At 68.4% G+C, this 26,155-nt stretch carries 19 protein-coding genes and 2 pseudogenes; 10 read left to right on the top strand and 11 right to left on the bottom strand.

Features of this window, described 5'->3' with window-relative positions; translation table 11 throughout:
• Positions 1 to 15: 15 nt before the first annotated feature.
• Genes kdpB through kdpF form a run of 3 tightly spaced genes read right to left on the bottom strand, consistent with a single transcriptional unit; the run spans position 16 to position 3,913 of the window.
• On the bottom strand, positions 16 to 2,094 hold the full coding sequence (gene kdpB / locus ACG10_RS15650; RefSeq protein WP_089168912.1) for a potassium-transporting ATPase subunit KdpB: 2,079 nt from the start codon (positions 2,092 to 2,094) through the stop codon (positions 16 to 18).
• Positions 2,095 to 2,105: 11 nt separating this feature from the next.
• On the bottom strand, positions 2,106 to 3,824 hold the full coding sequence (gene kdpA, locus ACG10_RS15645) for a potassium-transporting ATPase subunit KdpA (RefSeq protein ID WP_089168911.1): 1,719 nt from the start codon (positions 3,822 to 3,824) through the stop codon (positions 2,106 to 2,108).
• Positions 3,821 to 3,913 carry a K(+)-transporting ATPase subunit F gene (gene kdpF, locus ACG10_RS15640; protein ID WP_082045373.1) on the bottom strand — a complete coding sequence of 31 codons (93 nt, stop codon included), beginning with the start codon at positions 3,911 to 3,913 and terminating at the stop codon, positions 3,821 to 3,823. The genes kdpA and kdpF overlap by 4 nt, the downstream gene beginning before the upstream one ends.
• 312 nt (positions 3,914 to 4,225) lie before the next feature.
• Between kdpF and ACG10_RS24770 the strand changes: the two genes are divergently transcribed.
• Positions 4,226 to 5,449, top strand: coding sequence for an alpha/beta hydrolase (locus ACG10_RS24770; protein ID WP_089168910.1), 1,224 nt, complete (start codon positions 4,226 to 4,228; stop codon positions 5,447 to 5,449).
• Positions 5,450 to 5,700: 251 nt separating this feature from the next.
• Here the strand turns inward: ACG10_RS24770 and ACG10_RS15630 are convergent, their stop codons facing one another.
• The 4 genes from ACG10_RS15630 to ACG10_RS15615 form a co-directional block, all read right to left on the bottom strand.
• Positions 5,701 to 6,120 carry a SufE family protein gene (locus tag ACG10_RS15630; protein WP_089168909.1) on the bottom strand — a complete coding sequence of 140 codons (420 nt, stop codon included), beginning with the start codon at positions 6,118 to 6,120 and terminating at the stop codon, positions 5,701 to 5,703.
• Entirely contained in the window at positions 6,117 to 7,322 is a 1,206-nt protein-coding gene (locus ACG10_RS15625; RefSeq protein WP_198318958.1) for an aminotransferase class V-fold PLP-dependent enzyme, read from the bottom strand. Before ACG10_RS15625 ends, ACG10_RS15630 begins: the two co-directional genes overlap by 4 nt.
• Before the next feature lie 154 nt (positions 7,323 to 7,476).
• The gene (dapD, locus tag ACG10_RS15620) at positions 7,477 to 8,511 is read right to left on the bottom strand and encodes a 2,3,4,5-tetrahydropyridine-2,6-dicarboxylate N-succinyltransferase (RefSeq protein ID WP_089168908.1); all 1,035 of its coding nucleotides are present in this window, start codon (positions 8,509 to 8,511) and stop codon (positions 7,477 to 7,479) included.
• A 38-nt stretch (positions 8,512 to 8,549) separates the two neighbouring features.
• Positions 8,550 to 8,906: an ArsC family reductase gene (locus tag ACG10_RS15615; protein WP_089168907.1), complete on the bottom strand. Its 357-nt coding sequence runs from the start codon at positions 8,904 to 8,906 to the stop codon at positions 8,550 to 8,552.
• A gap of 214 nt (positions 8,907 to 9,120) precedes the next feature.
• Here ACG10_RS15615 and ACG10_RS15610 point away from each other — a divergent pair, with 214 nt between their 5' ends.
• From ACG10_RS15610 to ACG10_RS15600, 3 genes are read left to right on the top strand one after another with little or no spacing between them, the layout of a single operon-like run.
• Entirely contained in the window at positions 9,121 to 12,795 is a 3,675-nt protein-coding gene (locus ACG10_RS15610) for an ATP-binding protein (protein ID WP_089168906.1), read from the top strand.
• On the top strand, positions 12,795 to 13,436 hold the full coding sequence (locus tag ACG10_RS15605; RefSeq protein WP_089168905.1) for a hypothetical protein: 642 nt from the start codon (positions 12,795 to 12,797) through the stop codon (positions 13,434 to 13,436). Before ACG10_RS15610 ends, ACG10_RS15605 begins: the two co-directional genes overlap by 1 nt.
• Positions 13,433 to 14,677, top strand: coding sequence for a phosphoenolpyruvate carboxylase (locus ACG10_RS15600; protein ID WP_089168904.1), 1,245 nt, complete (start codon positions 13,433 to 13,435; stop codon positions 14,675 to 14,677). Before ACG10_RS15605 ends, ACG10_RS15600 begins: the two co-directional genes overlap by 4 nt.
• On the opposite strand, the gene ACG10_RS15595 is transcribed toward ACG10_RS15600, so the two are convergent.
• Entirely contained in the window at positions 14,660 to 15,409 is a 750-nt protein-coding gene (locus ACG10_RS15595) for an IS5 family transposase (RefSeq protein ID WP_089168903.1), read from the bottom strand. The two genes, ACG10_RS15600 and ACG10_RS15595, sit on opposite strands and share 18 nt — an antisense overlap.
• Before the next feature lie 149 nt (positions 15,410 to 15,558).
• Between ACG10_RS15595 and ACG10_RS15590 the strand changes: the two genes are divergently transcribed.
• The 4 genes and pseudogenes from ACG10_RS15590 (at position 15,559) to ACG10_RS15575 (ending at position 19,204) form a co-directional block, all read left to right on the top strand.
• Positions 15,559 to 16,077 carry a helix-turn-helix domain-containing protein gene (locus ACG10_RS15590; protein WP_089168266.1) on the top strand — a complete coding sequence of 173 codons (519 nt, stop codon included), beginning with the start codon at positions 15,559 to 15,561 and terminating at the stop codon, positions 16,075 to 16,077.
• 29 nt (positions 16,078 to 16,106) lie between these two features.
• A complete protein-coding gene (locus ACG10_RS15585) occupies positions 16,107 to 16,658 on the top strand; it encodes a transposase (protein WP_089168265.1) in 552 nt (183 codons plus the stop codon).
• A gap of 177 nt (positions 16,659 to 16,835) precedes the next feature.
• Positions 16,836 to 17,393: pseudogene (locus ACG10_RS24985) on the top strand (DUF7281 domain-containing protein); the annotation flags it as partial.
• A 169-nt stretch (positions 17,394 to 17,562) separates the two neighbouring features.
• Positions 17,563 to 19,204, top strand: a pseudogene (locus ACG10_RS15575) (Na+/H+ antiporter).
• Positions 19,205 to 19,243: 39 nt separating this feature from the next.
• On the opposite strand, the gene dapC reads toward ACG10_RS15575, so the two are convergent.
• The 3 genes from dapC to map form a co-directional block, all read right to left on the bottom strand.
• A complete protein-coding gene (dapC, locus tag ACG10_RS15570; protein WP_089168902.1) occupies positions 19,244 to 20,437 on the bottom strand; it encodes a succinyldiaminopimelate transaminase in 1,194 nt (397 codons plus the stop codon).
• Between the two features lie 67 nt (positions 20,438 to 20,504).
• Positions 20,505 to 23,204 carry a [protein-PII] uridylyltransferase gene (locus tag ACG10_RS15565; RefSeq protein WP_089168901.1) on the bottom strand — a complete coding sequence of 900 codons (2,700 nt, stop codon included), beginning with the start codon at positions 23,202 to 23,204 and terminating at the stop codon, positions 20,505 to 20,507.
• Between the two features lie 46 nt (positions 23,205 to 23,250).
• Positions 23,251 to 24,033, bottom strand: coding sequence for a type I methionyl aminopeptidase (gene map / locus ACG10_RS15560; protein ID WP_089168900.1), 783 nt, complete (start codon positions 24,031 to 24,033; stop codon positions 23,251 to 23,253).
• Positions 24,034 to 24,290: 257 nt separating this feature from the next.
• On the opposite strand from map, the gene rpsB reads away from it, so the two are divergent.
• Positions 24,291 to 25,031 (top strand): 30S ribosomal protein S2, encoded by a 741-nt coding sequence (rpsB, locus tag ACG10_RS15555; RefSeq protein WP_089168899.1) that lies wholly within the window; start codon positions 24,291 to 24,293, stop codon positions 25,029 to 25,031.
• A 135-nt stretch (positions 25,032 to 25,166) separates the two neighbouring features.
• Positions 25,167 to 26,036, top strand: coding sequence for a translation elongation factor Ts (gene tsf / locus ACG10_RS15550; RefSeq protein ID WP_039802632.1), 870 nt, complete (start codon positions 25,167 to 25,169; stop codon positions 26,034 to 26,036).
• Positions 26,037 to 26,155: the final 119 nt, after the last annotated feature.

Raw genomic sequence — 26,155 nt, 5'->3', positions numbered from 1 at the left:
GGGGGGATCTCCGGATCAGGCAAGGCCGCTGGCGGTCAGCAGCAGGTCGATCAGCTTGATGCCGAGGAAGGGCACCAGGATTCCGCCGAGGCCGTAGAGGGCCAGGTTGCGGCGGAGCAGGACAGCCGCGCCGAGAGGCCGGTAGGGCACGCCCTTGAGGGCCAGGGGGATCAGGAAGACGATGATCAGCGCGTTGAAGATCACCGCCGAGAGGATCGCCGAGGCCGGGCTGGACAGGCCCATCACGTTCAGCGCGGCCAGCTGCGGGTAGGTGCCGACGAAGGCCGCGGGGATGATCGCGAAGTACTTGGCGATGTCGTTGGCGATGCTGAAGGTGGTCAGCGAGCCGCGGGTCATCAGCATTTGCTTGCCGGTTTCGACCACCTCGATGAGCTTGGTGGGGTTGGAGTCCAGGTCCACCATGTTGCCGGCTTCCTTGGCGGCCTGGGTGCCGCTGTTCATCGCCACCGCCACGTCGGCCTGGGCCAGCGCCGGGGCGTCGTTGGTGCCGTCGCCGGTCATCGCCACCAGGCGGCCTTCGGCCTGGTACTGGCGGATCAGCGCCAGCTTGGCCTCCGGCGTGGCCTCGGCGAGGAAGTCGTCGACCCCCGCCTCGGCGGCGATGGCGGCCGCGGTGATCCGGTTGTCGCCGGTCACCATCACCGTCTTGATGCCCATCCGGCGCAGTTCGGCGAAGCGTTCCTTGATGCCGCCCTTGATGATGTCCTTCAGCTCGATCACCCCCAGCACCCGCTTGTCCTCGGCGACCACCAGCGGCGTGCTGCCGCGCCGGGAAACCTCGCCGACCTGGATGGCCACGGAGCGGGGCAGGCTGCCGCCGAGGCTTTCCACGTGCATGCGGATCGCCTCGGCGGAGCCCTTGCGGATCTGCCGGCCGCCCAGGTCCACGCCGCTCATGCGGGTCTGCGCGGAAAAGTGGATGAAGTGGGCGTCCAGGGCGTGGATGTTGCGTTCCCGCAGGTTGTACTGCTGCTTGGCGAGCACGACGATGCTGCGCCCTTCCGGCGTCTCGTCGGCGAGGGAGGCCAGTTGCGCCGCGTCGGCCAGTTCCGCCTCGCGCACCCCCTCCGCCGGCAGGAAGGCCGCGGCCTGGCGGTTGCCGAGGGTGATGGTGCCGGTCTTGTCCATCAGCAGCACGTCCACGTCGCCGGCAGCCTCCACCGCGCGGCCGGAGGTGGCGATCACGTTGGCCTGCAGCATGCGGCTCATGCCGGCCACGCCGATCGCCGAGAGCAGGCCGGCGATGGTGGTGGGGATCAGGCACACCAGCAGGGCGACCAGCACGGTGATGCCCACCGGGCTGCCGGTGCCGGTGGCGTCCACGGCGAACAGCGAGAAGGGCAGCAGGGTGACGGTGACGCCGAGGAAGACGATGGTCAGGGCCACCAGCAGGATGGTCAGGGCGATCTCGTTGGGGGTCTTCTGGCGCCTGGCGCTCTCCACCATGGCGATCATGCGGTCGACGAAGGTCTCGCCCGGATTGACGGTGACCCGCACGACGAGCCAGTCGGAGAGCACCCGCGTGCCGCCGGTGACCGCCGAGAAGTCGCCGCCCGACTCGCGGATCACCGGCGCCGATTCGCCGGTGATCGCCGACTCGTCGACCGAGGCCACGCCCTCGATCACCTCGCCGTCGGCGGGGATCAGCGCGCCAGCCGGGTCGCCGGCCTCGACCAGCACCACGTCGCCCTTGCGCAGCTCGCTGCCGCGCACCGACTGCCACTCGGCGCCGTAGCGCGGCTCCTGCAGCTTCCTGGCCCAGGTTTCCTGCTTGATCCCGCGCAGGGAGGCCGCCTGGGCCTTGCTGCGGCCTTCGGCGAGCGCCTCGGCGAAGTTGGCGAAAAGCACGGTGAACCACAGCCACAAGGTCACCGCGAGGATGAAGCCGGCCGGCGCCTCGCCTTCGCCGGTCAGGGCCTGCAGCCAGAGCAGGGTGGTGAACAGGCTGCCGACGTAGACCACGAACATCACCGGGTTGCGCCATTGCACGGCCGGATGGAGCTTGCGCAGGGCCTCGCCCATGGCCGGTAGCAGCAGGGCCGGGTCGTAGAGGGTAAAGGTCTTCTTGGTCATGGTGTTTTCCTTCAGGCCTCCAGCCACAGCACCAGGTGTTCGACGACCGGGCCCAGGGCCAGGGCCGGCACGTAGTTGAGCAGGCCGAACAGCAGCACGGTGCCGATCAGCAGGGCCACGAACAGGGGGGTATGGGTGGGCAGGGTTCCGGTGGTCGCGGCGATGCGTTTCTTCGCGGCCAGGGAGCCGGCCATGGCCAGTACCGGCACGATCACGCCGAAGCGGCCGAACCACATGACCACCCCCTGCAGCAGGTTGTAGAACGGAGTGTTGGCGGACAGGCCGGCGAAGGCGCTGCCGTTGTTGTTGCCCGCCGAGGTGAGGGCGTAGAGGATCTCCGAGAAGCCGTGGGTGCCGGGGTTGGCGATGCCGGCCCGGCCGGCCTCGGTGCTCACCGCGAGGGCCGTGCCGAGGAGCACCAGCAGGGGCGTGACGAGGATGGCGATGGCGCTCATCTTCATCTCGTGGGTTTCGATCTTCTTGCCCAGGTACTCGGGGGTGCGGCCGATCATCAGGCCGGCGATGAACACCGCGAGGATGGCGAACACCAGCATGCCGTAGAGGCCGCTGCCGACGCCGCCGAACACCACCTCGCCGAGCTGCATGTTGGCTAGCGGCACCAGGCCGCCCAGCGGCGTGAAGGAGTCGTGCATGGCGTTCACCGCGCCGCAGGAGGCGGCGGTGGTGATGGTCGCAAAGAGCGCCGAGGCGGCGATGCCGAAGCGGGTTTCCTTGCCCTCCATGTTGCCGCCGGCCTGCCAGACGCTGGTCGCCTGATCCACGCCGAGGGCGGCCAGGCGCGGATTGCCCTGCTGCTCGAAGCTCATCGCCGCGCAGGCTCCGACCACGAACAGCAGGGTCATCGCCGCCAGGATGGCCCAGCCCTGGCGGGTATCGCCGACCATGCGCCCGAAGGTGACGCACAGGGCCGCGGGAATCAGGAAGATCGCCAGCATCTGCACGAAGTTGGTCAGGGGCGTGGGGTTCTCGAAGGGGTGGGCCGAGTTGGCGTTGAAGAAGCCGCCGCCGTTGGTGCCCAGCATCTTGATCGCCTCCTGGGAGGCCACCGGCCCCATCGCCAGCAGCTGCGGTCCGGACCGGGCCGGTTCGAGGGTGGCCACCTCACGATAGGCGTCGAGGTTCTGGATGACGCCCTGGCCGACCAGAAACACCGCCATCGCCAGGGAAAGAGGCAGCAGCAGGTAGAGCGTGGCGCGGCTCAGGTCCACCCAGGCGTTGCCGAGCGTCGCGGCGCTGTGGCGGGCGAGGCCGCGGATCAGGGCGATGACCACCACGATGCCGGTCGCCGCCGAGAGGAAGTTCTGCACCGTCAGGCCGAGCATCTGCACCAGGTAGCCAAGGCTCGACTCCCCGGCATAACCCTGCCAGTTGGTGTTGGTGGCGAAGCTCACCGCCGTGTTGAACGCCGAATCCGCCGCGACGGCAGGCATCTGCTGGGGATTCAGGGGCAGCACGGCCTGCAGGCGTTGCAGCCCGTAGACGGCGAGGACGCCGAGGGCGTTGAACAGCAGCAGCGCCAGGGCATAGCGCAGCCAGCCCATTTCCTCGTCGGGCCGCACGCCGCACAGGCGGTAGAGGCCGTTCTCCAGCGGCCGCGCCCAGCGCAGCCGTCCCTCCATGAGCTGTGCGATGTAGAGACCCAGGGGCCTTGTCGTCAGCAGCAGGATGGCCAGGAAGGCTCCGAGCAGCAGCCAGGCATGCAGGCTCATGAGAAGTCCTCCGGCTTGAGCAGGGCGGCCAGCAGATAGATCAGCAGACCGGCGGCGGCGAGGCCGCCGAGCACGTAGGGCCAGCTCATTTGTGGCCTCCCAGGCGGTCGCAGCCGACCGCCAGTCCCACCATCAGCGCGAAGAGCAGGCCGATGGCGCCCAGGTACACGAAGTCCATGAATCCTCCTTGCGGATTCGCTCAATCGGTACCGGTCATGCTAGGCAGGGCGGTATCAAAAGGTTCGAAAAAAGGCGGGGCGGCGGATAAAGAACTTGTAAAAGAACCGGATGAGTTAGGCCTGAGGGATTCTTTACCCGACGCTTACCCAATCCTGACCCAGCCCTTGCGCCCCGGCTGGCACCATCGACCGCCGTTCCGAAGTCTTCCGGAGACCGTGCGAATGTCGAAATCCAGGCTCTTGCGTCTTTCCCTGCCGTTGCTCGTCGGCGCCGTACTGGCCGCCTGCGCCGGGCGGCCCGAGCCGCCGGGGCCGCCCGGCGAAGGCTTCGAACGTCACCTGGAGGGCGCCTACCGGCCGCCTGCACGCCTGCCGGTGCGCGGCTGGGACGCCGAATGGCAGGTCGCCGGGCAGGCGGTCGAGGTCAGCTGGCTGGCGCCGGAGCAGGCCAAGGGCGCGCCGCTGATCCTCTACCTGCCGGGGCTCGGCGAGGGCAGCCGGGCCGGCGCGCAGTGGCGCCGGGCCTGGGCCGAGGCCGGCTACGCGGTGCTCTCGGTGCAGCCGCAGCCCTACGGACGGGCAGTCTATTCGCGTCCCGAGGCGCAGGCCGGCGTGTTCCGCTCCCTGGCGCAGAAGAGTTTCGCCGACCAGGCCCTGGCGGCGCGCATCGACGTGCTCGAGCAGGTGCTGGCGGAGCTGCGCAGCCGCGCGCAGGCCGGCGAGCCGAGCCTGGCCGGGGTCGACTGGCAGACGCTGGCGGTGGCCGGCTTCGATCTCGGCGCACAGACCGCCGCCGCCCTGGCCGGCGAGCGTTCTGCCGGGGCGGCGGCGCCGGCCGGCTGGCGGCCGAAGGCGGCGATCCTGCTCAGTCCCTACGTGGCCGAGGAGAGCGAAGACAGTCGCTTCGGGCGTATCGGCACGCCGCTGCTGGCGGTCACCGGGCCGCGCGACGAAGACCCCTTCGGCTGGGTGGAGCCGCCGAGCCGCCGCCAGCGGCTCTGGCAGGGGCTGCAGGCGTCCGGCAGCTACCAGCTGCTCGCCGCCGAGGCCAGCCACCGGCTGCTCAGCGGTTCGTTCGAGGCCATGCCGGGGCCGGGCGCCGGGTGCGAAGGCGGACGTCCGGCGGGTGGTCGGCCGGAGGGCGGCGGAGGACCCGGCGGAGGCGCTGGACCTGGCGCCGGGGGCCCCGCAGGCGATGGCGGCGAGAGAGGCGGGCGCGGTGGTCGTCCCGGCGGCAAGGGTGGCGGTCCCGGCGGGGGCGGCCGGCTGGGCCATGGCCAGGGCATGGAGGAGCGCGTCGATCCGCGCCAGATGGCCAGCCTGCTGAGCCTCAGCCTGGCCTTCCTCGACGCCCGGGTGCGCGACGCCGCGCCGGCGCGCCTGTGGCTGGAGCGCGACGCCGCCCAGTGGCTGGAGGCGACCGGCCGGCTTGAGCGGAAGCCATAGGGCCTGTTGACACTACTACACGGCCGCGACGGAGCCCGTTTTTGCGCGAGGCTAGGCGCGAGACGCGAAGTTTGGTCGTTCCAAATGAGCCTCGAGCAACGACACATCGCGCAAAAACAGGCCCGTCCCTTCGGGTTGCGCGGCAAATGGCGCCATGCGTCGTTGCGGGACTTGGCAAGGGAACGCCATTCCCTGCGTCCCGCGACTAGCCTGGCGCCATTTGGCGCAGCAACGCGGTTCGTGAAGTAGTGTCAACAGGCCCTATCCTGGCCGGCCAGCTCGCGCATCCGCTGCAGCACGGCGTTCAGGCCGTTGCTGCGCGACGGCGAGAGCTGGCGGGACAGGCCGAGGCGGGCGAACCAGTCGGCCAGGTCCACCGCCTGCAGCTCTTCCGCCGTCAGCCCCTCGACGCGTGCCAGCAGCACCGCCAGCAGGCCGCGCAGCAGGCGCGCGTCGCTGCCGGCGCGGAAATGCCAGCGGCCGTCCCGCCGTTCGCCGAGCAGCCAGACCTGGCTTTCGCAGCCCTGCACCCGATGGGCCTCGCAGCGTTCCGTGTCGCCCAGCGGCTCCAGGCGCTCGCCCCACTGCAGCAGCAGGCGCGCGCGCTGTTCCCAGCCGGGGCACTGGGCGAAGGCTTCCAGGGCCTCGCGGGCGGCGGCGGGCAGGCTCATCGCAGCAGCGCCAGGGCGTGGTGGAGGGCGGCGAAGAAGCGTTCGAGATCGTCCCCCTCGCTGTACAGGCCCAGCGACACGCGCAGCGCGCCGGGCAGGCCGAGGCGGCGCAGCAGCGGCATGGCGCAGTGCTGGCCGGCGCGCACGGCGACGCCCTGTTCGGCGAGCAGCTGGGACAGATCGGCATTGTGCACCCCCTCGACCACGAAGCTGGCCAGCGCGGTGTGCGGCTCGGCGAGCAGGCGCAGGCCGTCGAAGGCGCGCAGCCCGGCGAGCAGGCGGGTGTGCAGGGCCGCCTCGTGGGCGGCGACCGCCTCGCCGTCCAGCCCCTCGAGGTAGTCGAGGGCGGCGCCGAAGGCGATGGCCGCGCCGATCGCCGGGGTGCCGGCCTCGAAGCCGAGCGGCGCCGGGCGGAAGTGCGCCTCGTGGTAGTCGGCCTGCTGGACCATCTCGCCGCCGAACTGCCAGTGACGCAGCCGCTCCAGGGCCTGCGGGCGGCCGTAGAGCACGCCGAGGCCGTCCGGGCCGTAGAGCTTGTGCGCGGAGAACACGTAGAAGTCGCAGGCCAGCGCCTGCAGGTCGTGGCGGCCGTGGACCACCCCCTGGGCGCCGTCGACCACGCTCAGCGCGCCCCGGGCGCGGGCCAGGGCGAGTAGCGCCTCGAGCGGCTGCCAGCGGCCGAGCACGTTGGACAGCTGACTGACGGCGAGCAGCCGGGTGCGCGGGCCGATCAGCCGCTCGGCCTGCTCCAGGTCGATGTCGCCGGCGGCATCCAGCGGCAGCACCAGCAGTTCAAGGCCGCGACGCTGCGCCAGCTGCTGCCAGGGCAGCAGGTTGGCGTGGTGCTCCAGGGCGCTGACGGCGATCTGGTCGCCTGCGGCGAACAGGTGTTCGAGGCCGTAGGCGAGCAGGTTGAGGGACTCGGTGGCGCCGCGGGTGAAGACGATCTGGCTGGCGCTGTCGGCGTTCAGCCAGGCGGCGACCTTCGCCCGCGCGCCCTCGAAGGCCAGGGTGGCGCGCTCGCCGGGGGCGTGCTGGGCGCGATGCACGTTGGCCGCGCCGCCGGCGTAGTAGCCGAGCAGGGCGTCCAGCACCGCCTGCGGCTTCTGCGCGGTGGCGGCGCTGTCCAGGTAGGTCTGGCAGTCCCGGCCGAAGGCGGCGAAGGCCGGAAAGTCGGCGCGCCAGAGAGAGGGAAGGGACATGGTCGGCGCTGCTGTCATGGTGGGGGAAGCCGGCAGGATCGCCGGCGATCCCTGGTCGGAGTGATGCAGTCCAGTGTAGGAGCGAGCCTGCCCGCGATCCAAGCCGTTCGGGCGCATCGCCAGCAAGCCGGCTCCTAGGTTCGGGCGCTGCGGATCAGTTGTGGGCGTGCAGCGCCTCGTTCAGCTCGATCGCCGACTTGTGGGTCTTGCACTCCACCGCGCCGGTCAGCGAGTTGCGGCGGAACAGCAGGTCCGGCTGGCCGGCCAGCTCGCGGGCCTTGACCACCTTGACCAGTGCGTCCTTGCCGTCGAGCAAGTTGACCTTGGTGCCGGCGGTGACGTAGAGGCCGGACTCCACGGTGTTGCGGTCGCCCAGCGGGATGCCGATGCCGGCGTTGGCGCCGATCAGGCAGCCTTCGCCCACGGAGATCACGATGTTGCCGCCGCCGGACAGGGTGCCCATGGTCGAGCAGCCGCCGCCGAGGTCGGAGCCCTTGCCGACGAACACCCCGGCCGAGACGCGGCCTTCGATCATCCCCGGCCCTTCGGTGCCGGCGTTGAAGTTGACGAAGCCCTCGTGCATCACCGTGGTGCCCTCGCCGATGTAGGCGCCCAGGCGGATGCGTGCGCTGTCGGCGATACGCACCCCGCTCGGTACCACGTAGTCGGTCATCTTCGGGAACTTGTCCACCGAGAAGACTTCCAGCAGCTCTCCCTTCAGGCGCGCTTCCAGCTGGCGGGCCGGCAGCTCGCCCAGATCGATGGCGCCGTGGCTGGTCCAGGCCACGTTGGGCAGCAGCGGGAAGATCCCTGCGAGGTTCTGCCCGTGCGGCCTGACCAGCCGGTGGGAGAGCAGGTGCAGCTTGAGGTAGGCCTCCGGGGTGGAGGTCAGGGCGGCGTCCTCGGCCAGCAGGGTGGCGACCAGCGGCTTCTGGGCCTCGGCCAGGCGGGTGAGCAGGGCCGACTGGACCGGGTCGATGCTCTTCAGCGCCTTGGCCAGCTCGGCGGCCTGGTCGGTGTCGATGGCGATCGCCTGGTTGCCGCCCTCGTAGCCGAGGATCGGTGCGACGGCGGCGACCAGCTCGGCGGCCGGCGCGAGCAGCGGCAGCGCGTAGAAGACTTCCAGCCAGGCGCCCTGGCGGTTCTGGGTGCCGACGCCGAAGGCCAGGCTGAACAGGGTAGTGGACATGGGGCGTTCCTTGTTGCTGATTCGTGGAGGCGCCGGCCTCAGGCCAGCGCGGCGGAATAGAGGTCCGGCTTGAAGCCGACCAGGCTGCGTGCGCCGAGGTCGAGCACCGGGCGCTTGATCATCGAGGGCTGGGCGAGCATCAGCTCGATGGCCCTGGCCTGATCAAGATCGGCCTTCTGTGTGTCATCCAGTTTGCGGAAGGTGGTGCCGGCGCGATTGAGCACGACCTGCCAGCCGTGTTCGGTGCACCACTTCTCCAGGTGCGCGCGGTCGATGCCGGCGCTCTTGTAGTCGTGGAAGCGGTAGGCGACGCCCTGCTCGTCGAGCCAGGTGCGGGCCCTCTTCATGGTGTCGCAGGCCTTGATGCCGTAGAGGACCGGGGTTCCGTCTGTCATCTGGGTATCGTGTGGTCGGGAAAGAGGGCGGGAATTATGCCACGCCGGACCCCGGCCGGCGGCAGATTGAATCCGAACGGATTGTTTCGGGGCCGTGTCGAACCGGCGGCGCCATGGGCGAAGGCCCGGCCGCTTCGCAAATCCCGTTCAGACGCTACACTTCCTCCCCCTTTCGGTTCGCGACCCGCCTCCACCGTTTCTCTGAAGGACCCGCATGCCCAGCCTGAACCGCATCATCCTGATCAACACCCACCTCCAGGGCGTGGTGGAACTGGTCGTCGACGACCACACCAACATCTGCGGCACCAACGCCTCCGGCAAGACCACCCTGCAGCGGCTGGTGCCGGTGTTCTACGGCGAATACCCGAGCCGCGTGGTGCCGGCCACCCGCGACAGCTTCGAGCGCTGGTACCTGCCGACCGAGCAGAGCTTCATCGTCTACGAATACCGGCGCATGGACGGCGAGCTGTGCCAGACCATTCTCGCCGCCAGCAGCGACGGCCGCGGCGTCGACTACCGCCTGGCGCACAAGGGCTTCGAGCTGGACGACTACATCAGGAGCCGCCAGGGCGACAGCGTCGTCTGCCGCAGCATGGCCGAGCTGGGCCGCCACTTCCGGCAGAGCGGGGTGACCGTCAGCAACCAGCTGAACACCCGCCAGTACCGCGCCATCATCCAGAACGACCGCAGCCTGCTGGCCGCCGACAGCCAGCGCAGCGAGCTGCGCCAGCTGGCCCGGCAGTTCTCCCTGTGCGCCGGCGAGCACAGCCTGCGCCACATCGAGAAGCTGGTGCGCGCCGTGCACTCGCGCGAAGGCAAGATGGAGACCGTCAAGTCGATGGTCGCAACGATCCTCGAGGAGGACGGCGTGGCGCCGCCGACCACCGGTCTCAGCCCGCAGAAGGTCGAGGACTGGATCCGCGACAGCCAGCTGATCCAGGGCTTCGCCGCCCTGCGCCCGGAGTTCGCCCGCCTGGAGCACGACTTCGAGGAGCTGCAGGGCTGCGAGACGCGCCTGTCCGGCCTGCTGCAGGCCTTCCAGACCGACCAGACGCTGCTGTTCGCCCGCCAGGAGCAGTTGCGCCTGAGCCTCGAGCAGACCGGGTTCGAGCTCAAGCTGCTGGAGGACAACTGGAAGGACGAGCGCGACGCCCTGAGCCTCGAACTGTCCCAGGTGCAGGGGCGCATCGAGAGCGCGGAAACCCAGCTCGAGCACATCGAGGAGCAGTACCAGGGCTACCTGGAGGCCGACATCGACCAGGCCAAGGCCGATCTGGAGAAGCTCGACGGCTGGCGGCTGGAACTGGACAACCACAAGGAGCGCCTGCACCTGCTCACCGAGCAGCACGCCGACGTGCAGAACGCCTACCTTGAGCGCAAGCAGATCGTCCAGGAGCGCCAGCAGGAAGCCCTCGACCGCCTGCACGAGCAGGAAGGCCGGGTGCGCGACGAACTGGCTGAGCGCAACCAGCAGAAGCACGACGCCCTGGCCCAACTCGACCGCTCCTTCGCCAATCGCCGCCAGGAAGCGGAAAGCGCCAGCCGCGAGCGCCGCCATGCCCTCGAACTGGATAAGAGCCGCCAGGAGCAGCTGATTGACAGCTTCGCCTACAGCGAAGAGGAGGCGCTCAGCCTGGAGATCTTCGATCGCCGCCTGGAGGGGGCGGACGAGCAGCGCGACGCCGCCGCCCAGCAGCTGGAGGATCTGTCCCGACAGGAACGCCTGCTGCTGCGCCAGCGCGAGGAGGCCGCCCAGCAGCTCGCCCAGGCCAGCCGCCGGGTCGTCGAACGCCAGCGCGAGCTGGACGCCGCCGAGCGCCTGCTCTACCCCGGCCAGCACAGCCTGCTGGAGTTCCTGCGCCGCGAGCAGCCGGGCTGGGAGCAAAGCCTCGGCAAGGTCATCGAGCCGAGCCTGCTGCAGCGCAGCGATCTCAAGCCGACGCTGAGCGAAGCGCCAGCCGACAGCCTGTATGGCGTGCAGCTCGACCTCGCCGCGCTGGCCACCCCGGAGCACGCCGCCGGCGAGGCCGAGCTGCGCTACCGCGTGCAGCTGGCCAGCGACAACCTGCAGGATGCCCGCAACCAGCAGGAGCAGGTGGAGAGCCAGTTGGGAGGGCACAGCGCCGCGCTGGAGGAGCTGAACACCCGCCTGGTGGTGGCGCGCACCGCCCTGCAGACCTGCAAGGACAACCGCCAGCGCCTCAAGGAAGAGCGCGTCGCGCTCAAGGAACGCCTCGACGCCGCGCTCGCCGAGCGCCGACAGGCCGCGCGCAAGCAGCTCGCCGGCCTCGATGCCGCCCTCGCCCAGCTCAAGCTGGAGCACGCGAGCCTCTTGGAGGAGCTGGACAGCCAGCACCGCGAGGCGCGCCTGGACACCAGCGCGCACTGGCAGCAGGTGATCGGCGATCTGGAGCAGCGCCTGGCCCAGCTGCGCGGCCAGATGGAGGAACAGCGCGCCCAGGGCAAGGCCGAGCTGGCCGCCTGCGAGCAGTGGTACCGCAACGAGCTGAAGTCGCGCGGCGTCGACGAGGCGCAACTGATCCAGCTGAAGAGCGGCATCCGCGAGCGCGAGCAGCGCATCCGCGACACCGAGGCGCGCCGCGCCGAGGTGCACCGCTACGAGGAGTGGTACGCGGTCACCTGGCTCAAGCGCAAGCCGCAGCTGCAGGAGGATCTGGTGGAGCGCAAGCGCGAGGCCACCGACCTCAAGCTGCGCCTGGACACCGCGACCCAGACCTTCAGGACCACCCGCGAAGGCCTCGAGCAGCAGCGTCGTCAGGCCCTGCAGGCCCAGGGCCAGGTCGGCGAGCAGCTGGACGGCCTCAAGACCCTGATCAAGCGCCTGGGCGAACTCAAGCTGCCGCGCGACGGCCAGACGCCCGCCGGCGAGCTGGACGAACGCCTGCGCCTCGGCCAGGAGCTGTTGCAGGGCCGCGAGAACCTGCTCGGCGCCATCCGCCAGCACGTCGAGCGCTTCGACAGCCTGATCGCCGGCAAGTCCGGCTCCAGCCTGACCGAGACCTGGGAACGCAGCCGCGAGGAGTGCACCCTGGCCAGCGAGCGCGGCGTGCCGAGCCTCGACTACCGCCGCCTGGTGCCGGCGCTGGCCCAGCTGCTCAACGAGCTGGTGCCGCAGAGCATCACCGCGCTGCGCGAGCAGGGGCGCATCTTCGGCAAGGACCTGTTCGACTACTTCGCCGTGCTGGCCGACATCGACCGGCGCATCGCCAGCCAGAGTGCACGCATCACCCGCGAGGTCGGCGAGGAGCTGTTCCTCGACGGCGTGTCCAACTCGGCGGTGACCATCCGCTCGCGGATCACCGAACTGGAGTTCTGGCCGGAGCTGCGCGCCTTCGTGACCGCCTACCGGGAATGGGAGGACAGCGGCTTCAGCGAACTGCCCGGCGAGGAGTACACCGGCAGCATGCGCCGCGCCCTCGAGGTGCTCGGCCGCTCGGCGCTTTCCGGCGGCATCGCCGGGCTGCTGGAGATCGAGCTGCGCCTGCGCGAGGGCAACAGCGACCTGGTGATCCGCACCGACCGCCAGCTCAACGAGTCCTCCAGCCATGGCATGGCCTACCTGATCCTCTGCAAGTTCCTGCTGGCCTTCACCCGCCTGCTGCGTGGCCCGTCGCCGACCACTATCCACTGGCCGATCGACGAGCTGGGTACCCTGCACCACAGCAACGTGAAGAAGATCTTCGACGCCTGCGCCAGCAACGCCATCCGCATCCTCGGCGCCTTCCCCAACCCGGATTCCGAGGTGCTGGCGCTGTTCAAGAACCGCTACATCGTCAACAAGCAGACCCGCCGGCTGCAGGTGGTCAAGCCCCGCCTGGACGTGATCGGTGAGCGTCTGAAAGCCCGCCTGAGCGAGGAGAGCGTCTGATGCTGTCGAACAAGGGCAAGGTCATCGAGCGCCTGCTGCAGGGCGCCTTCATCTGCCGCACCAGCGATGAGGAAGCTTGGCGCTTCCTGAAGAATCCGGCCAACCGCGAGCAGGTCGACGACTACCTGGCCACCCTCAACCGCAGCGTGGCCACGGTTGGCGGCGGCGCCGAGGCCGAGGTGTTCTACTGCGCCTATCGCCAGCTCGGCGAGAGCGAACGGCGCGTGGTCGGCCAGCAGTTCCGCGACGTGTGTAACGGCCTCACCCCGCTGGTCGAGTGGCTGCTGCTGGTCCAGGAGGCCGGCGCCCAGGACGCGCCGCTCACCGAGGGCAGTCCGATCCGCCTCAACGAGCTGCTGAGCATCGTCGAGGACACCCCGGCGTTCCGCGAGCAGCTGGCGCGCATCAGCCACTACCGACTGTTCGGCTCCACCAGCTCGAGCGTGGACGCGCAGATCAAGCAGGTGTTCAAGAAGCTCTGCGAACTCGGCTACCTGCTGCGCCCCAACCCGGAGAAGCAGATCTACCTCGGCACCGGCAAGCTGGACTACCTCTATGAGGTGATCCGCTTCATCGACGAGGCCGAGGGCCTGGCGCTCGAGGAGCGCGCCGAGTTCGCCAGCCAGGGGAGCCTGCTGTGAGCGGCAACCTGCACCAGGCCGGAGTGCGCTTCCTGCGCCAGCTGGGCCGCCACGCCGAGCCGATCATGGACGCCTACCTGTCCGGCTCGGTGCCGGACCAGGCGCTGGAGCCGGCGGTCGAGGAGCGCCTGGTCAAGGACGGCATCCTCTACCGGCCCGAGCCCGGCGCCGACCTGCACCTGCGCCGGGCGGTGCGCGCGCTGCTGGAGGAGGCCCTGCGCGACGACCACAACCGGCAGATCGACGCCAACACCGGCTCCGCCCTGGCCACCGTCAAGACCCTCGCCGCCCATTACAAGGAGGCCCGCCACCAGGGCGACTACGCCGCGGCGGACGCCTATCTGGTGGACCTCAAGGAGCACGTCTACAGCTTCAGCGAGGGCCTCGGCCACAGCGTCCGAGTGCTGTGGAGCCGAATCAACAACGAGTTCGGCTACGTCGGCAGCCTCGCCGCCAAGATCCGCGAGAACGAGCTGGCCCAGTCCCAGGTCAGCGAGCTGCTCGCCGGCCTCGAGCTGATCGACTTCAGTGAGCTGGCGGAAACCGCTGGCGAGCTGCGCGAGCTGCGCCGCCTGCTGGTCACCGGCCTGCAGCGCAACGTCAGCAGCTGCTGCCAGGAGCTGGGCGTGGTGCAGGGCCGCCTGCTCGAGCTGCTCGGCCGCTTCCGCAAGATCCAGGGGCGCACCCGCCTGCTGCGCGGCTGGCTGCTGCATGCCGAGCAGCAGCCCGACTATCGTCCCGGCAGCCACACCGCGCTGCCGCAGATGCCGCAGCTGCTCAACCTCGCCGAGCCGCTGATCGCCCCGGCGGCGGTGAACATCCACGACAGCAGCCAGGAGGCCGAACTGCTCGCCCTCGCCGCGCAGATCCGCGCCCAGCGCGAGGAGCGCGCGAGCGCCCCGCTGGCTGAGGCCGGCGAGCTGGTGCTCGACGCGGTGGAAAGCTTCGAGGTGCAGCCCAGCCCGATCCAGCTTGCCGTGCAGGAGTACCTCTGCGAGGTGATCGTGAGCGGCAAGCCGGTATCGGCGCTGACCTGGTGGCACGCGCGCGCGCTGCCCTGGGACCCGGAGACCTGGCTTTACCAGGTGATCGGCGGCTACGAGGCGCTGCCCGACGAGCAGCGTGCCTGCTTCCAGCTCGACCCTGACGGCGAGGCGCATCCGGTGTTCAGCGGCAACTTCATCGTGCGGGATATCTCACTGTGGCTAGGGGCTGTTGACGTTTCACATGGGGAGCCATAGAAACCCACAGGCCATGGCTACCATGCTCTCGTAATTTCGCTTCAGCTTGTCGTAGCGGAACGCCACGGCGCGGTAATGTTTCAGCCGCGCAAAGGCGTTCTCGACCAGATGCCGGTAGCGATACAGCCCCCGGTCCAGATCGCCATTGCCCTTGAGCGAGTTGCGCTTTCGGGGAATGACCGCCCGGGCGCCCTGCGCCTCGATCTGTTCGCGAATGCGCTCGCTGTCATGGCCCTTGTCGGCCACGATCGCCTCGGCAGACGGCAACTGCGCAATCAACTCGGGGGCCGAAGTGCAGTCGTTGACGTTGCCCCCGGTGATCTCGAAAGCCACCGGCAAGCCATGCGCATCGACGGCCAGGTGGATCTTGCTGGTGTTTCCTGCCCGGCTTTTGCCGATGGCCTCGGACTGATCGCTGGCGGCACCGCTACTGTGCTGATGGGCCTTCACGTAGGTGCCATCGATGAAGGCCCACTCGAGATCGGGCTCCTCGATCAGCGCCTGAAAAACCTTGAGCCACTTGCCGGCCGCCGACCACGCATTGAAGCGCTTGTAGACCGAGCTCCAACGCCCGAAGGCGCTGGGCAGGTCTCTCCAGGGACAGCCAGCGCGCATCCGGTAGAGCATCCCCTCGACCGTCATGCGCAGATCCGGCTTGTGGTAAATGGCTTGCTGAAGCAGAACGTTTTCCAGCTTCGACCAGAGTTCGTCACTGAGCATCAATCGGGGCATTGCAAACTCGCGAGGTTATCTGGCTGGGCCCTGAATTCTGCGGGTTTGCTCTTCTTCATCAACGCCTCTGGCTCGAAACGTCAACAGCCCCTAGTGCAGTTTCATAGATGAAGTTGTGGAAATTATGGCATCAGGCGATGCTATGCCCCATGAAAGCACCTCTATTCGTTCGCCCTTTGACTACCGAGGAACGGCAGGCCCTGCAGGTTGGCTTGCGTGCCCGGGAAGCCTTCACGCTGCGGCGCTGCCAGATCCTGCTGGCCAGCGCTGACGGCAAGACCGCCACGGAAATTGCCGCTCTGTTCGGCTGCGCCACGCAAACCGTACGCAACACCCTGCGGGCCTTTGCCGCCGAGGGGGTGTCTTGCCTGACGGAGAAGTCGCATCGGCCCAAACGTGTCCGTCCCTTGCTTGCGGGCACGCAGGCCGAGCGCTTGCGCTCTTTGCTGCACCGCAGCCCCCGCGATTTCGGCAAGCCCACCCGCTTGTGGACCTTGAGCCTGGCCGCCGAGGTGGCCTTCGAGCAGGGGCTGACCGAACGGCAACTGAGCTATGAGTCGATCCGCCAGACGCTGATACGCCTGGGCGTGGGCTGGAAGCGGGCCAAGACCTGGATTACCAGCCCGGATCCCCACTATGCGCGCAAAAAAAGCGACGCGACTGGCTGATCGAACTGGCCACAACGCACCCGGACTGGGTGCTGGGTTTTCAGGACGAGGTCTGGTGGAGTCGTTTTGCGCGCCCATCCCTGAAGGCCTGGAGCGCGGGTCAGGCCCTGCGCCTGCAGCAGTTGTCGGTGGATCCGCAGGATGCCGGACCCAAGGCGCTGAGCTGCTATGGCCTGCTGCGCGCCGACACGGGGCAGATGCTGCTGCGTTTCGTCAAGGGCCGCCCGGTCAGCCAGGTGACCGAGGACTTCCTGGAGTGGGTCTGCGAGCGCCTGGCGAGCGAGGGGAAGAAGGCGCTGCTGATGATCTGGGACAACGCCAGCTGGCATATCAGCCACCGGGTGCGGGCCTGGATCGGGGCGCACAACCGCCGGGCCAGGGCCGAGGGTGGCGTACGGATCGTAACCTGCCGCCTGCCGAGCAAGAGCCCCTGGCTGAACCGGATCGAGCCCCGCTGGGTGCATGGCAAGCGGGCGATCCATGAACCCGAACGCCCGCTGACCAGCGCTGAGGTGATGGAGCGAGTCTGCACCTATTACGGTTGTGAACAGCTCCCGCCACTTGAACAGGATGTTGGTTGAAACTGCACTAGCCTGACCCGCAGCCACCACAACGCCGTGCACCGGCTGCTGCGCGAGCGTCTGGACAGGGTGGAGCTCAACCGCACCTGGCAGCAGCTCCACGCCCACTTCGAGCTGGGCCGCCCCGCGGGCAGATGGCTGCACTTCGACGCCGAAACGTGCCGGCTGCTGCAGCGCATGGCGCGGGATGAATGGGGCTTCGACCCGCTGGAGGGCGTGCCGGACGGCAGTCGCCGCGAAGTCGCCGCCCGTGCCGTCGACGAGAAGATCGCCCGCCGTCGCCCCGACGACGACTTCGTGCTGGTCAAGGGCACCTTGCCGGCACCGCTCCCGCCCCTTGCCCCCGGCCTCAGCCTGCGCGTGGCGCTGGAACGCCTGGACAGCGCCGCCATCGCCAACGTGGTGCTGATCGGAAACCTCGACAGTTTCGACGACTGGGAGGACTATCCGGCACCGCCCGAACTGGCCGGCAGCCTGATCGTCTACCGCGGTCATCGCGGCCTGGCCCGGGGTGCCCGCCAGTTGCTGGAGGGGCTGCCGCCCTCCACGCGGGTAATTGTCTTTCCCGACTATGATCCGGCCGGCCTGGCCATCGCCGCCGCCCTGCTGCTGCCAGAGCTGGATGAAGCGCTGCTGGCCACCGGCAACCGTGCCCACTTCACCCGCCAGTTCCGTCAGGCGCGTCAGTTGGAAGATGCCGATCTGGAGGGCTGGCAGGACGAGTGGCAGACAATGAAACGTCACGCGGTCAGCATCAAGCAGCAGCACATGCTGGCGCTCGGCAGTGTCCTGCGGCAGGTGCCCGTCGCTGAGTCGCAAAGGTTTTCACCTCGACCATCGAAAGGTCTCGCCGCTTCGCTTGGGGGAGTAGACTGGGGGCTCCCCTGGCTGCTTCTTCCCGTGCATGCAACTTCTCTACACCATCCTGATCATGCTGCTGGTCGTCGGCGGCACGCGCATCACTGCGCAGTTCGTCCCCATTCCGCTGCCGCTCATCCAGATCGCCATCGGCGCGCTGCTGGCGATGCCGGCACTGGGCCTGCACGTGCGGCTCGATCCCGAGCTGTTCCTGCTGCTGTTCATTCCGCCCCTGCTGTTCGTCGACGGCTGGCGGATGCCCAATGCCCAAGGGCCAGTTCTGGCGGCTGCGCACGCCGATCCTGCTGCTGGCCTTCGGCCTGGTGCTGTTCACCGTGCTCGGCGCCGGCTGGCTGATCCATCTGCTCCTGCCGCAGGTTCCCCTGGCGGCGGCCTTCGCCCTGGCGGCGGTGCTGTCGCCCACCGACGCCGTGGCGGTTTCGGCGATCGTCCATGGCCGCCTGCCGCGCACGTTGATGAACATCCTCCAGGGCGAGGCGCTGATGAACGACGCCTCCGGTCTGGTGGCCTTCAAGTTCGCCGTGGCCGCCGCACTGACCGGGGCCTTCTCGCCCGCCGAGGCCGGCCTGGAGTTCGTCCTGGTGGCGATCGGCGGGCTGGCGGTCGGGGTCGCGCTGAGCTATGCGCTGGGGCGCTTTCGCGCCTGGATGATCGGCCTCGGCTGGGAGGAGCCGGCGCCACACGTGATGTTCATGCTGCTGCTGCCCTTCGCCGCCTATGTGGCGGCCGAGCACCTGGGCGTCTCCGGGATTCTCTCGGCGGTGGCGGCGGGCATGATGCAGAGCCGCCTCGACCTGCTGCCGCGGCAGACCACCACGCGGCTGCTCAACCGCAGCGTCTGGGCGCTGCTGGAGTTCACCTTCAACGGGCTGATCTTCCTGCTGCTCGGCCTGCAATTGCCGGACATCGTCAAGGCTTCGATCGAGAAGGGTGAGCTGTTCTGGACCAGCGCCGGACAGCTGGCGCTCTACGTGGGCCAGGTGTACCTGGCGCTGATCCTCCTGCGCTTCGTCTGGACCTGGCTCTACTGGCTGGTGTCCGGCGCGCTGCGCCGCTGGCGCGGCCTGCCCAGCGGCTTCGCCGGGCAGTCCTCGCTGCGCCTGGCGGCGCTGCTCACCCTGAGCGGGGTGCGCGGCGCGGTGACCCTGGCCGGCGTGCTGTCGTTGCCGTTGCTGCTGGGCAATGGCGAGGCCTTTCCGCAGCGCGACCTGCTGATCTTCATCGCCGCCGGGGTGATCCTGCTGTCGCTCCTGGTCGCCACCCTCGGTCTGCCGCTGCTGCTGCGCGGCCTGCCGGCGGACAACCAGGAAGCGCGCGAGCAGGAACTGCGGCGCAACCGGGCGAAGACCGTCGAGGCGGCGATCCGCGCCCTGGAAGCGCAGAGCGACGAGCCCGGCCTGAGTCCCGAGGGCATGGCCTTGGCGACCGAGGTCAAGGCCAAGATCATGGCCGAGTACCGTCAGCAGCTGGAGCGCGAGGACTCCGGGGAGGGGCGGGCGCGGCTGCGCCAGATGGATGCGCTGGAGCAGCGCCTGCGTTTGCAGGCGCTGCGCTCCCAGCGTCTGGAGCTGTACCGCCTGCGTCATCGCAATCAGGTCGACGACGACCTGCTCGGCGAGATCCTGCGCGAGCTGGACATCAGCGAGGCGCGGCTGCAGCGCGGCTGAGGGGAGGGCGGAGCGCCGGGTGCGCTCCGCCTGCAGGGTTCAGCCGGCGCGGACGAAGTCGCGGATGCGCTCGGCGGCTTCCACGCATTCGGCCAGCGGCGCGACCAGGGCCATGCGCACGCGGTTGGCGCCGGGGTTGAGGCCGCCCACGCTGCGCGACAGGTAGCTGCCCGGCACCACGGTCACGTGCTCGCGGGCGAACAGCTCGCGGGTGAAGCTCTGGTCGTCCACTGGGGTGCGCGGCCACAGGTAGAAGCTGCCATCCGGGCGCTGCACGTCGAGCACCGGCTGCAGGAGGCCGAGCACCGCATCGAACTTCTCGCGGTACAGCACGCGGTTGGCGCGCACGTGGACCTCGTCGTTCCAGGCGGCGATGCTGGCCAGCTGGGTCGGTACCGGCATGGCGCAGCCGTGGTAGGTGCGGTAGAGCAGGAAGCTCTTGAGGATCTCGGCGTCGCCGGCGACGAAGCCCGAACGCAGGCCCGGCAGGTTGGAACGCTTGGACAGGCTGTGGAACACCACGCAGCGGCGGAAATCGCTGCGCCCCAGCTCGGCGCAGGCGGTGAGCAGGCCGGGCGGCGGGTTCTGCTCGTCGAAGTACAGCTCGCTGTAGCACTCGTCGGCGGCGATCACGAAGTCGTGCTCGTCGGCCAGGGCGATCAGCTTCTTCAGCGTTTCCAGCGGCACCAGGGCGCCGGTCGGGTTGCCCGGCGAGCAGAGGAACAGCAGCTGGCAGCGCTGCCAGACCTCGGCCGGCACCGCGCCGAAGTCGGGATTGAAGCCGTTCTCCGGAAGGCACGGCAGGTAGTGCGGGGTGGCGCCGGCGAGCAGGGCTGCGCCTTCGTAGATCTGGTAGAAGGGATTGGGGCTGACCACCAGGCCGTCGGCCTCGCGGTTCACCACGGTTTGGGTGAAGGCGAACAGCGCCTCGCGGGTGCCGTTGACCGGCAGCACGTGGCGCGCCGGGTCCAGCCAGCCGGCCGGCACCCGGAAGCGCCGCTCGCACCACTGGGCGACGGCCTCGCGCAGCGCCGGCAGGCCGAGGGTGGTGGGGTAGACCGACAGCTGTTCGAGGCTGGCGCTCAGGGCCTCGGCGACGAAGCTCGGCGAGCGGTGCTTGGGCTCGCCGATGGACAGGGCGATGGCCTTCTTGGCCGGCGGCTGCACGCCGGCGAGCAGCGCGCGGAGCTTCTCGAAGGGATAGGGTTGCAGCAGATTCAGGGCGTCGTTCATGGGGCTTTCCTGGTGAGCGCAGGCGGCAGGCCGTCCGGCGCTGGGGACGGGCCGCCCTGTTCAAGGTTCAGATGCTGATCCGGCTCGGCTGGATGTGGCTGTCGCCGTCCGCCAACTGCTCGACGATCGCCAGCTGCAGGCGGGCGCAGAGTTCCGGATCGGACAGCGGCTGGTGGTGCGCATCGGTGACGAAGAACACGTCCTCGACCCGCTCGCCGAGGGTGGCGATCTTGGCGTTCTGCAGCGACAGGTCGAAGTCCAGGAAGATCTTGCCGATCCGCGCCAGCAGGCCGGGGCGGTCCGGGGCGATGATCTCGAGGATGGTCACCGGACGCAGCGCGTCGTTGTGGATGGTGACCTGCGGTGCGAAGGCAAAGTGCTTGAGCTGGCGAGGCACGCGGCGCTGGATGATGGTCGGGTAGTCGGCCGGATTGCGCAGGGCTTCCACCAGCCCGCCGCGGATCTCCTGGATGCGCATCGGGTTTTCGCCGATCGAGCCGCCGTCGGCGTCGAGCACGATATAGGTGTCGAGGGTGAACTGGCTGGTCGAGGTGATGATGCGGGCGTCGTGGATGCTCAGGTTGAGCTGGTCCATGGCGGCCACGGTCACGGCGAAGAAGTCGTGCTGGTCCGGCGCGTAGATGAAGATCTGGGTGGCGCCCTCGAACTCGCGCTGGGTGGTCTCCTTGATCAGCACCAGCGGCCCGGCGCTGTCGGGGTGCTGGAGGATCGCCTCGGTGTGCCAGGCGATGTCGCTGGAGGTGTGGCGCAGGAAATAGTCGTCGCCCAGTTGCGACCACAGCTGCTCGGCATCGTCGGGGTCGGTGCCGCTGCGCACCAGGATGTCCAGCGCGGCGTTCTGCGTCTGGAGAATCTGCTCCTCGCGGCCGACCGGATGTTCCAGGCCGCGGCGCAGGGCGTGCTTGGTCTCGGTGTAGAGCTGGCGCAGCAGACTGGCCCGCCAGGAGTTCCAGAGCGTCGGGTTGGTCGCGTTGATGTCCGCCACGGTGAGCACGTAGAGGTAGTCCAGGTAGGTCTGGTCGCGGACCTTCTGGGCGAAGTCGAAGATCACCTGCGGGTCGGAGAGGTCCTTGCGCTGGGCGGTGGTGGACATCAGCAGGTGGTTGCGCACCAGCCAGACGATCAGCTGGGTGTCCCAGCCCGGCAGCTGGTGGCGCTGGCAGAAGGCCAGGGCGTCGGCGGCGCCGAGGTCCGAGTGGTCGCCGCCGCGGCCCTTGCCGATGTCGTGATAGAGGCCGGCCAGGTAGACCAGTTCGGGCTTGGGCAGCTTCTCGATCAGCTTGCTGGCCAGCGGGTATTTCTCCGCCAGCTCCGGCCAGAAGAGTTTGCGCAGGTGCTTGATCAGGTGCAGGGTGTGGGCATCGACCGTATAGATGTGGAACAGGTCGTGCTGCATCTGGCCAACGATATGGCCGAACTCCGGCAGGTAGCGGCCGAGGATGCCGTAGCGGTTCATCCGCCGCAGGTTGCGGTGGATGCCCTGGCTGCTCTTGAACAGCTCGATGAACAGGCCGGTGTTGTGGGGATCGCGGCGGAAGGCGTCGTCGATCAGGTAGCGGTGGTCGCGCAGCAGGCGGATGGTGTCGGCGCGCACGCCCTTGATTTCCGGATGCCGGGCCAGCAGCACGAAGATTTCCAGGAGGGCGGAGGGGGCTTCCTCGAAGACGCTCCCCCGCGTGACCTCCAGATAGCCGTCGCGCACCTGGAAGCGCTCGTTCAGCGGCTCGACCCGGCCGGCGGCGTCGCCGGCCAGGATGACTTCCTCGAAGTGCTGGAAGACCAGTTCGGTCAGCTCGGCGATGCCCATCACCACCCGGTAGTACTTCTGCATGAAGCGCTCGACCGCCAGCTTGACGTTGCTGTCCTCGTAGCCGAGCAGCCCGGCGATCTGCCGCTGCAGATCGAACAGCAGGCGGTCCTCGGCGCGCCCGGCGAGCATGTGCAGGGCGTAGCGCACCTTCCAGAGGAATTCCTGGGATTCGGCGAGCAGGGTGTATTCGCTTTCCAGCAGGAAGCCCTGGTCGACCATGGCGTGCAGGTTGAGGGTGCCGAACTGGCGGCGGGCGATCCAGAGGATGGTCTGGATGTCGCGCAGGCCGCCGGGCGAGCCCTTGACGTTGGGCTCGAGGTTGTATTCGGTGTCGTTGTAGCGGGCGTGGCGGGCCTTCTGTTCGGCGCGCTTGGCGAGGAAGAAGGCCCGGCTCGGCCACATCTGCAGCGGACTGCTGACTTCCTGCATGCGCTGGCGCAGGTGCTCGGGGCCGGCGATGATCCGGCTTTCCATCAGGTTGGTGATCACCGTCAGATCGGCCTGCGCCTCCTCGGCGCATTCGGCCAGCGAGCGCACGCTCTGCCCGACCTCCAGGCCGATGTCCCAGAGCAGGGTGAGAAAGCCCTCGATCGAGTCGCGGAAGACCTCGTGGTCGGCGCCGTCCATCAGGATCAGCAGGTCGATGTCCGAGCAGGGGTGCAGCTCGCCGCGGCCGTAGCCACCGACGGCGATCAGGGCGATGTCGGCGTCCTCGCTCCAGTCGAAACGGTTCCAGGCCAGAGCGAGGATCTGGTCGACGAACCAGGCGCGATCCTCGATCAGCCGGCGGATGTCGCGGCCCTCCCGGAAGCGTGCGTCGAGCACCTCCCGGGCACGCCGCAGCGCCTTCTTGAAGGCGGCGATGGGGCTGGACTTGAGGGCCAGTTCGGCCTGGAACTGCCCGGGGTCGAACAACTCGGGGTCCACCTGCGGCATGGCGTCACCTGTCTACTACGGTCGGATGTTCATGGACTGGCGCGGATCAGCGCGGGGTGCGGGCAATGGTGTCGTCGCGGCGCAGGGTGAGGACCTCGTAGCCGTCGGCGGTGACCAGCAGGGTGTGCTCCCACTGGGCGGAGAGCTTGCGGTCCTTGGTGATGGCGGTCCAGCCGTCGCCAAGCAGGCGGGTTTCCGCGCGGCCCTGGTTGATCATCGGCTCGATGGTGAAGGTCATGCCTTCCTTGAGTTCGAGGCCGGTGCCGGCGCGGCCGTAGTGGAGCACCTGGGGCTCCTCGTGGAACACCGCACCGATGCCGTGCCCGCAGTACTCGCGGACCACCGAGAAACCGTTCTTCTCGGCGTGCTTCTGGATCGCCTCGCCGATGTCGCCCAGGTGGGCGCCCGGGCGCACCAGTTCGATGCCCTTGTACAGGCATTCCTGGGTCACCTGGCACAGGCGCTTCGCCCACTCCGGGGTGTTGCCGACCAGGAACATCATGCTGGTGTCGCCGTGGTAGCCGTCCTTGATCACGGTGATGTCGAGGTTGACGATGTCGCCGTCCTTCAGTGGCTTGTCGTTGGGAATACCGTGGCAGACCACATGGTTGACCGAGGTGCAGATCGACTTGGGAAAGCCCTTGTAGTTGAGCGGGGCGGGAATGGCGTGCTGCACGTTGACGATATGGTCGTGGCAGATGCGGTCCAGTTCCTCGGTGGTGACGCCCGGCTTGACGTGCTCGCCGATCATTTCCAGCACCTCGGCGGCCAGGCGGCCGGCCACGCGCATTTTTTCGATTTCCTCGGGCGTCTTGATGGTGACGGTCATGCAGATTCTCTCTCGGCGCCCGGGGCGCGGGCCTTCGTTCGGAAAGGCGCGATGATAAACCAAATCGAGCGGGCGCCGCGCGGCGAGCAGGGTCGGTAGCCTGTGCCCGGCTTTTGTGCTATAAAACGCGCCGCTCGGCGGGCCCGTCGTTCGCGAGCACTAACCCCACACACGTATCGGCACGGTATCCTGGGTGCCCGCAAGGGTTGGATATCGGGATGCGTGGAGGCCTAACCCGACTCGATCGAGGAATTGAAATGTCCCAAGTCAATATGCGCGACATGCTGAAGGCTGGCTGCCACTTCGGCCACCAGACCCGTTACTGGAACCCGAAGATGGGCAAGTACATCTTCGGCGCGCGCAACAAGATCCACATCATCAATCTGGAAAAGACCCTGCCGATGTTCAACGAAGCCCTGCGCTTCGTCGAGAAGCTGGCAGTGGGCAAGAACAAGATCCTGTTCGTCGGCACCAAGCGTTCCGCCGGCAAGCTGGTCCGTGAAGAGGCCGCCCGTTGCGGCATGCCTTACGTTGACCACCGCTGGCTGGGCGGCATGCTGACCAACTACAAGACCATTCGCGCCTCCATCAAGCGCCTGCGCGAGCTGGAAGTCCAGTCCCAGGACGGCACCTTCACCAAGCTGACCAAGAAAGAGGCGCTGATGCGCACTCGCGATCTGGAGAAGCTGGAGCGCAGCCTGGGCGGCATCAAGGAGATGGGTGGTCTGCCGGACGCGATGTTCGTGATCGACGTCGACCACGAGCGCATTGCCATTACCGAAGCCAACAAGCTGGGCATTCCGGTCATCGGCGTGGTCGATACCAACAGCAGCCCCGAGGGCGTGGACTACATCATCCCGGGTAACGACGACGCCATCCGTGCCGTGCACCTGTACCTGAGCGCCGTGGCCGATGCCGTGCTGAGCGGCCGTCAGAACGCCAGCACCGGCGACGAGTTCGTCGAGGAAGTCGCTGCCTCCGAGGCCTCGGAAGGCTAAGCGCGGGACGCCAGGCGGTACCCGCTGCGCAAGAAGGGGGCTAGGCCCCCTTTTTGCCACCTTCATATCTGAAGATCGGAAACGCCCGATCCCGCGGGCGGAATGGTTGAAAACCTATTCAAGAGGATTGCGAACATGGCAGAGATTACTGCGGCGCTGGTCAAGGAGCTGCGCGAACGTACCGGCCAGGGCATGATGGATTGCAAGAAGGCCCTGACTGCCGCTGGTGGCGACATCGAGAAGGCCATCGACGACATGCGCGCCGCCGGTGCGATCAAGGCGGCCAAGAAGGCCGGCAACATTGCCGCCGAAGGCTCCATCGCGGTCAAGCTGTCCGATGACAGCAAGGCGGCCGTGATCATCGAGATCAACTCCCAGACCGACTTCCTGGCCCTGCAGGACGACTTCAAGGCCTTCGTGGCCGAGAGCCTCGAGAAGGCCTTCGCCGACAAGCTGACCGAAGCCGCTCCGCTGATCGCGGCCCAGGAGTCGGCACGCGAGGCCCTGGTGGCCAAGTGCGGCGAGAACGTCAACATCCGCCGTCTGACCCGGGTCGAGGGCGACGTGGTGGGCGCCTACCTGCACGGTCACCGCATCGGCGTTCTGGTCACCCTGAAGGGCGGCAGCACCGAGCTGGCCAAGGAAATCGCCATGCATGTGGCGGCCAGCAACCCGCAGTTCCTGAGCCCGTCCCAGGTGTCCGAGGAAGCGATCGCCAAGGAAAAGGAAATCTTCCTGGCCCTGAACGCCGACAAGATCGCCGGCAAGCCGGAAAACATCGTCGAGAACATGGTCAAGGGGCGTATCAACAAGTTCCTCGCCGAGGCCAGTCTGGTCGAGCAGCCGTTCGTCAAGGACCCGGAAGTCAAGGTCGGTGATCTGGCCAAGAAGGCCGGGGCCGAGATCGTTTCCTTCGTCCGCTACGAAGTGGGTGAGGGCATTGAGAAGGCGGAAGTCGACTTCGCTGCCGAAGTGGCTGCCCAGCTGGCTGCCAGCAAGCAATAAGACGGCTTCGATTCCGTCGTCCCGACAAAGAGGCTGCCCGCTCGCGCGTGCAGCCTCTTTGTCGACTGGCCGCCTGCGGTTTGCCGGCCCGGCACCGGGCGGCCCAGAGGCTGGGGTGC

It is taken from the genome of Azotobacter chroococcum (assembly GCF_002220155.1).
In the GTDB taxonomy this organism is placed as follows: domain Bacteria; phylum Pseudomonadota; class Gammaproteobacteria; order Pseudomonadales; family Pseudomonadaceae; genus Azotobacter; species Azotobacter chroococcum.
Note: the sequence above shows the minus strand (reverse complement) of the source record. Positions and strands in the feature narration are given on the sequence as shown.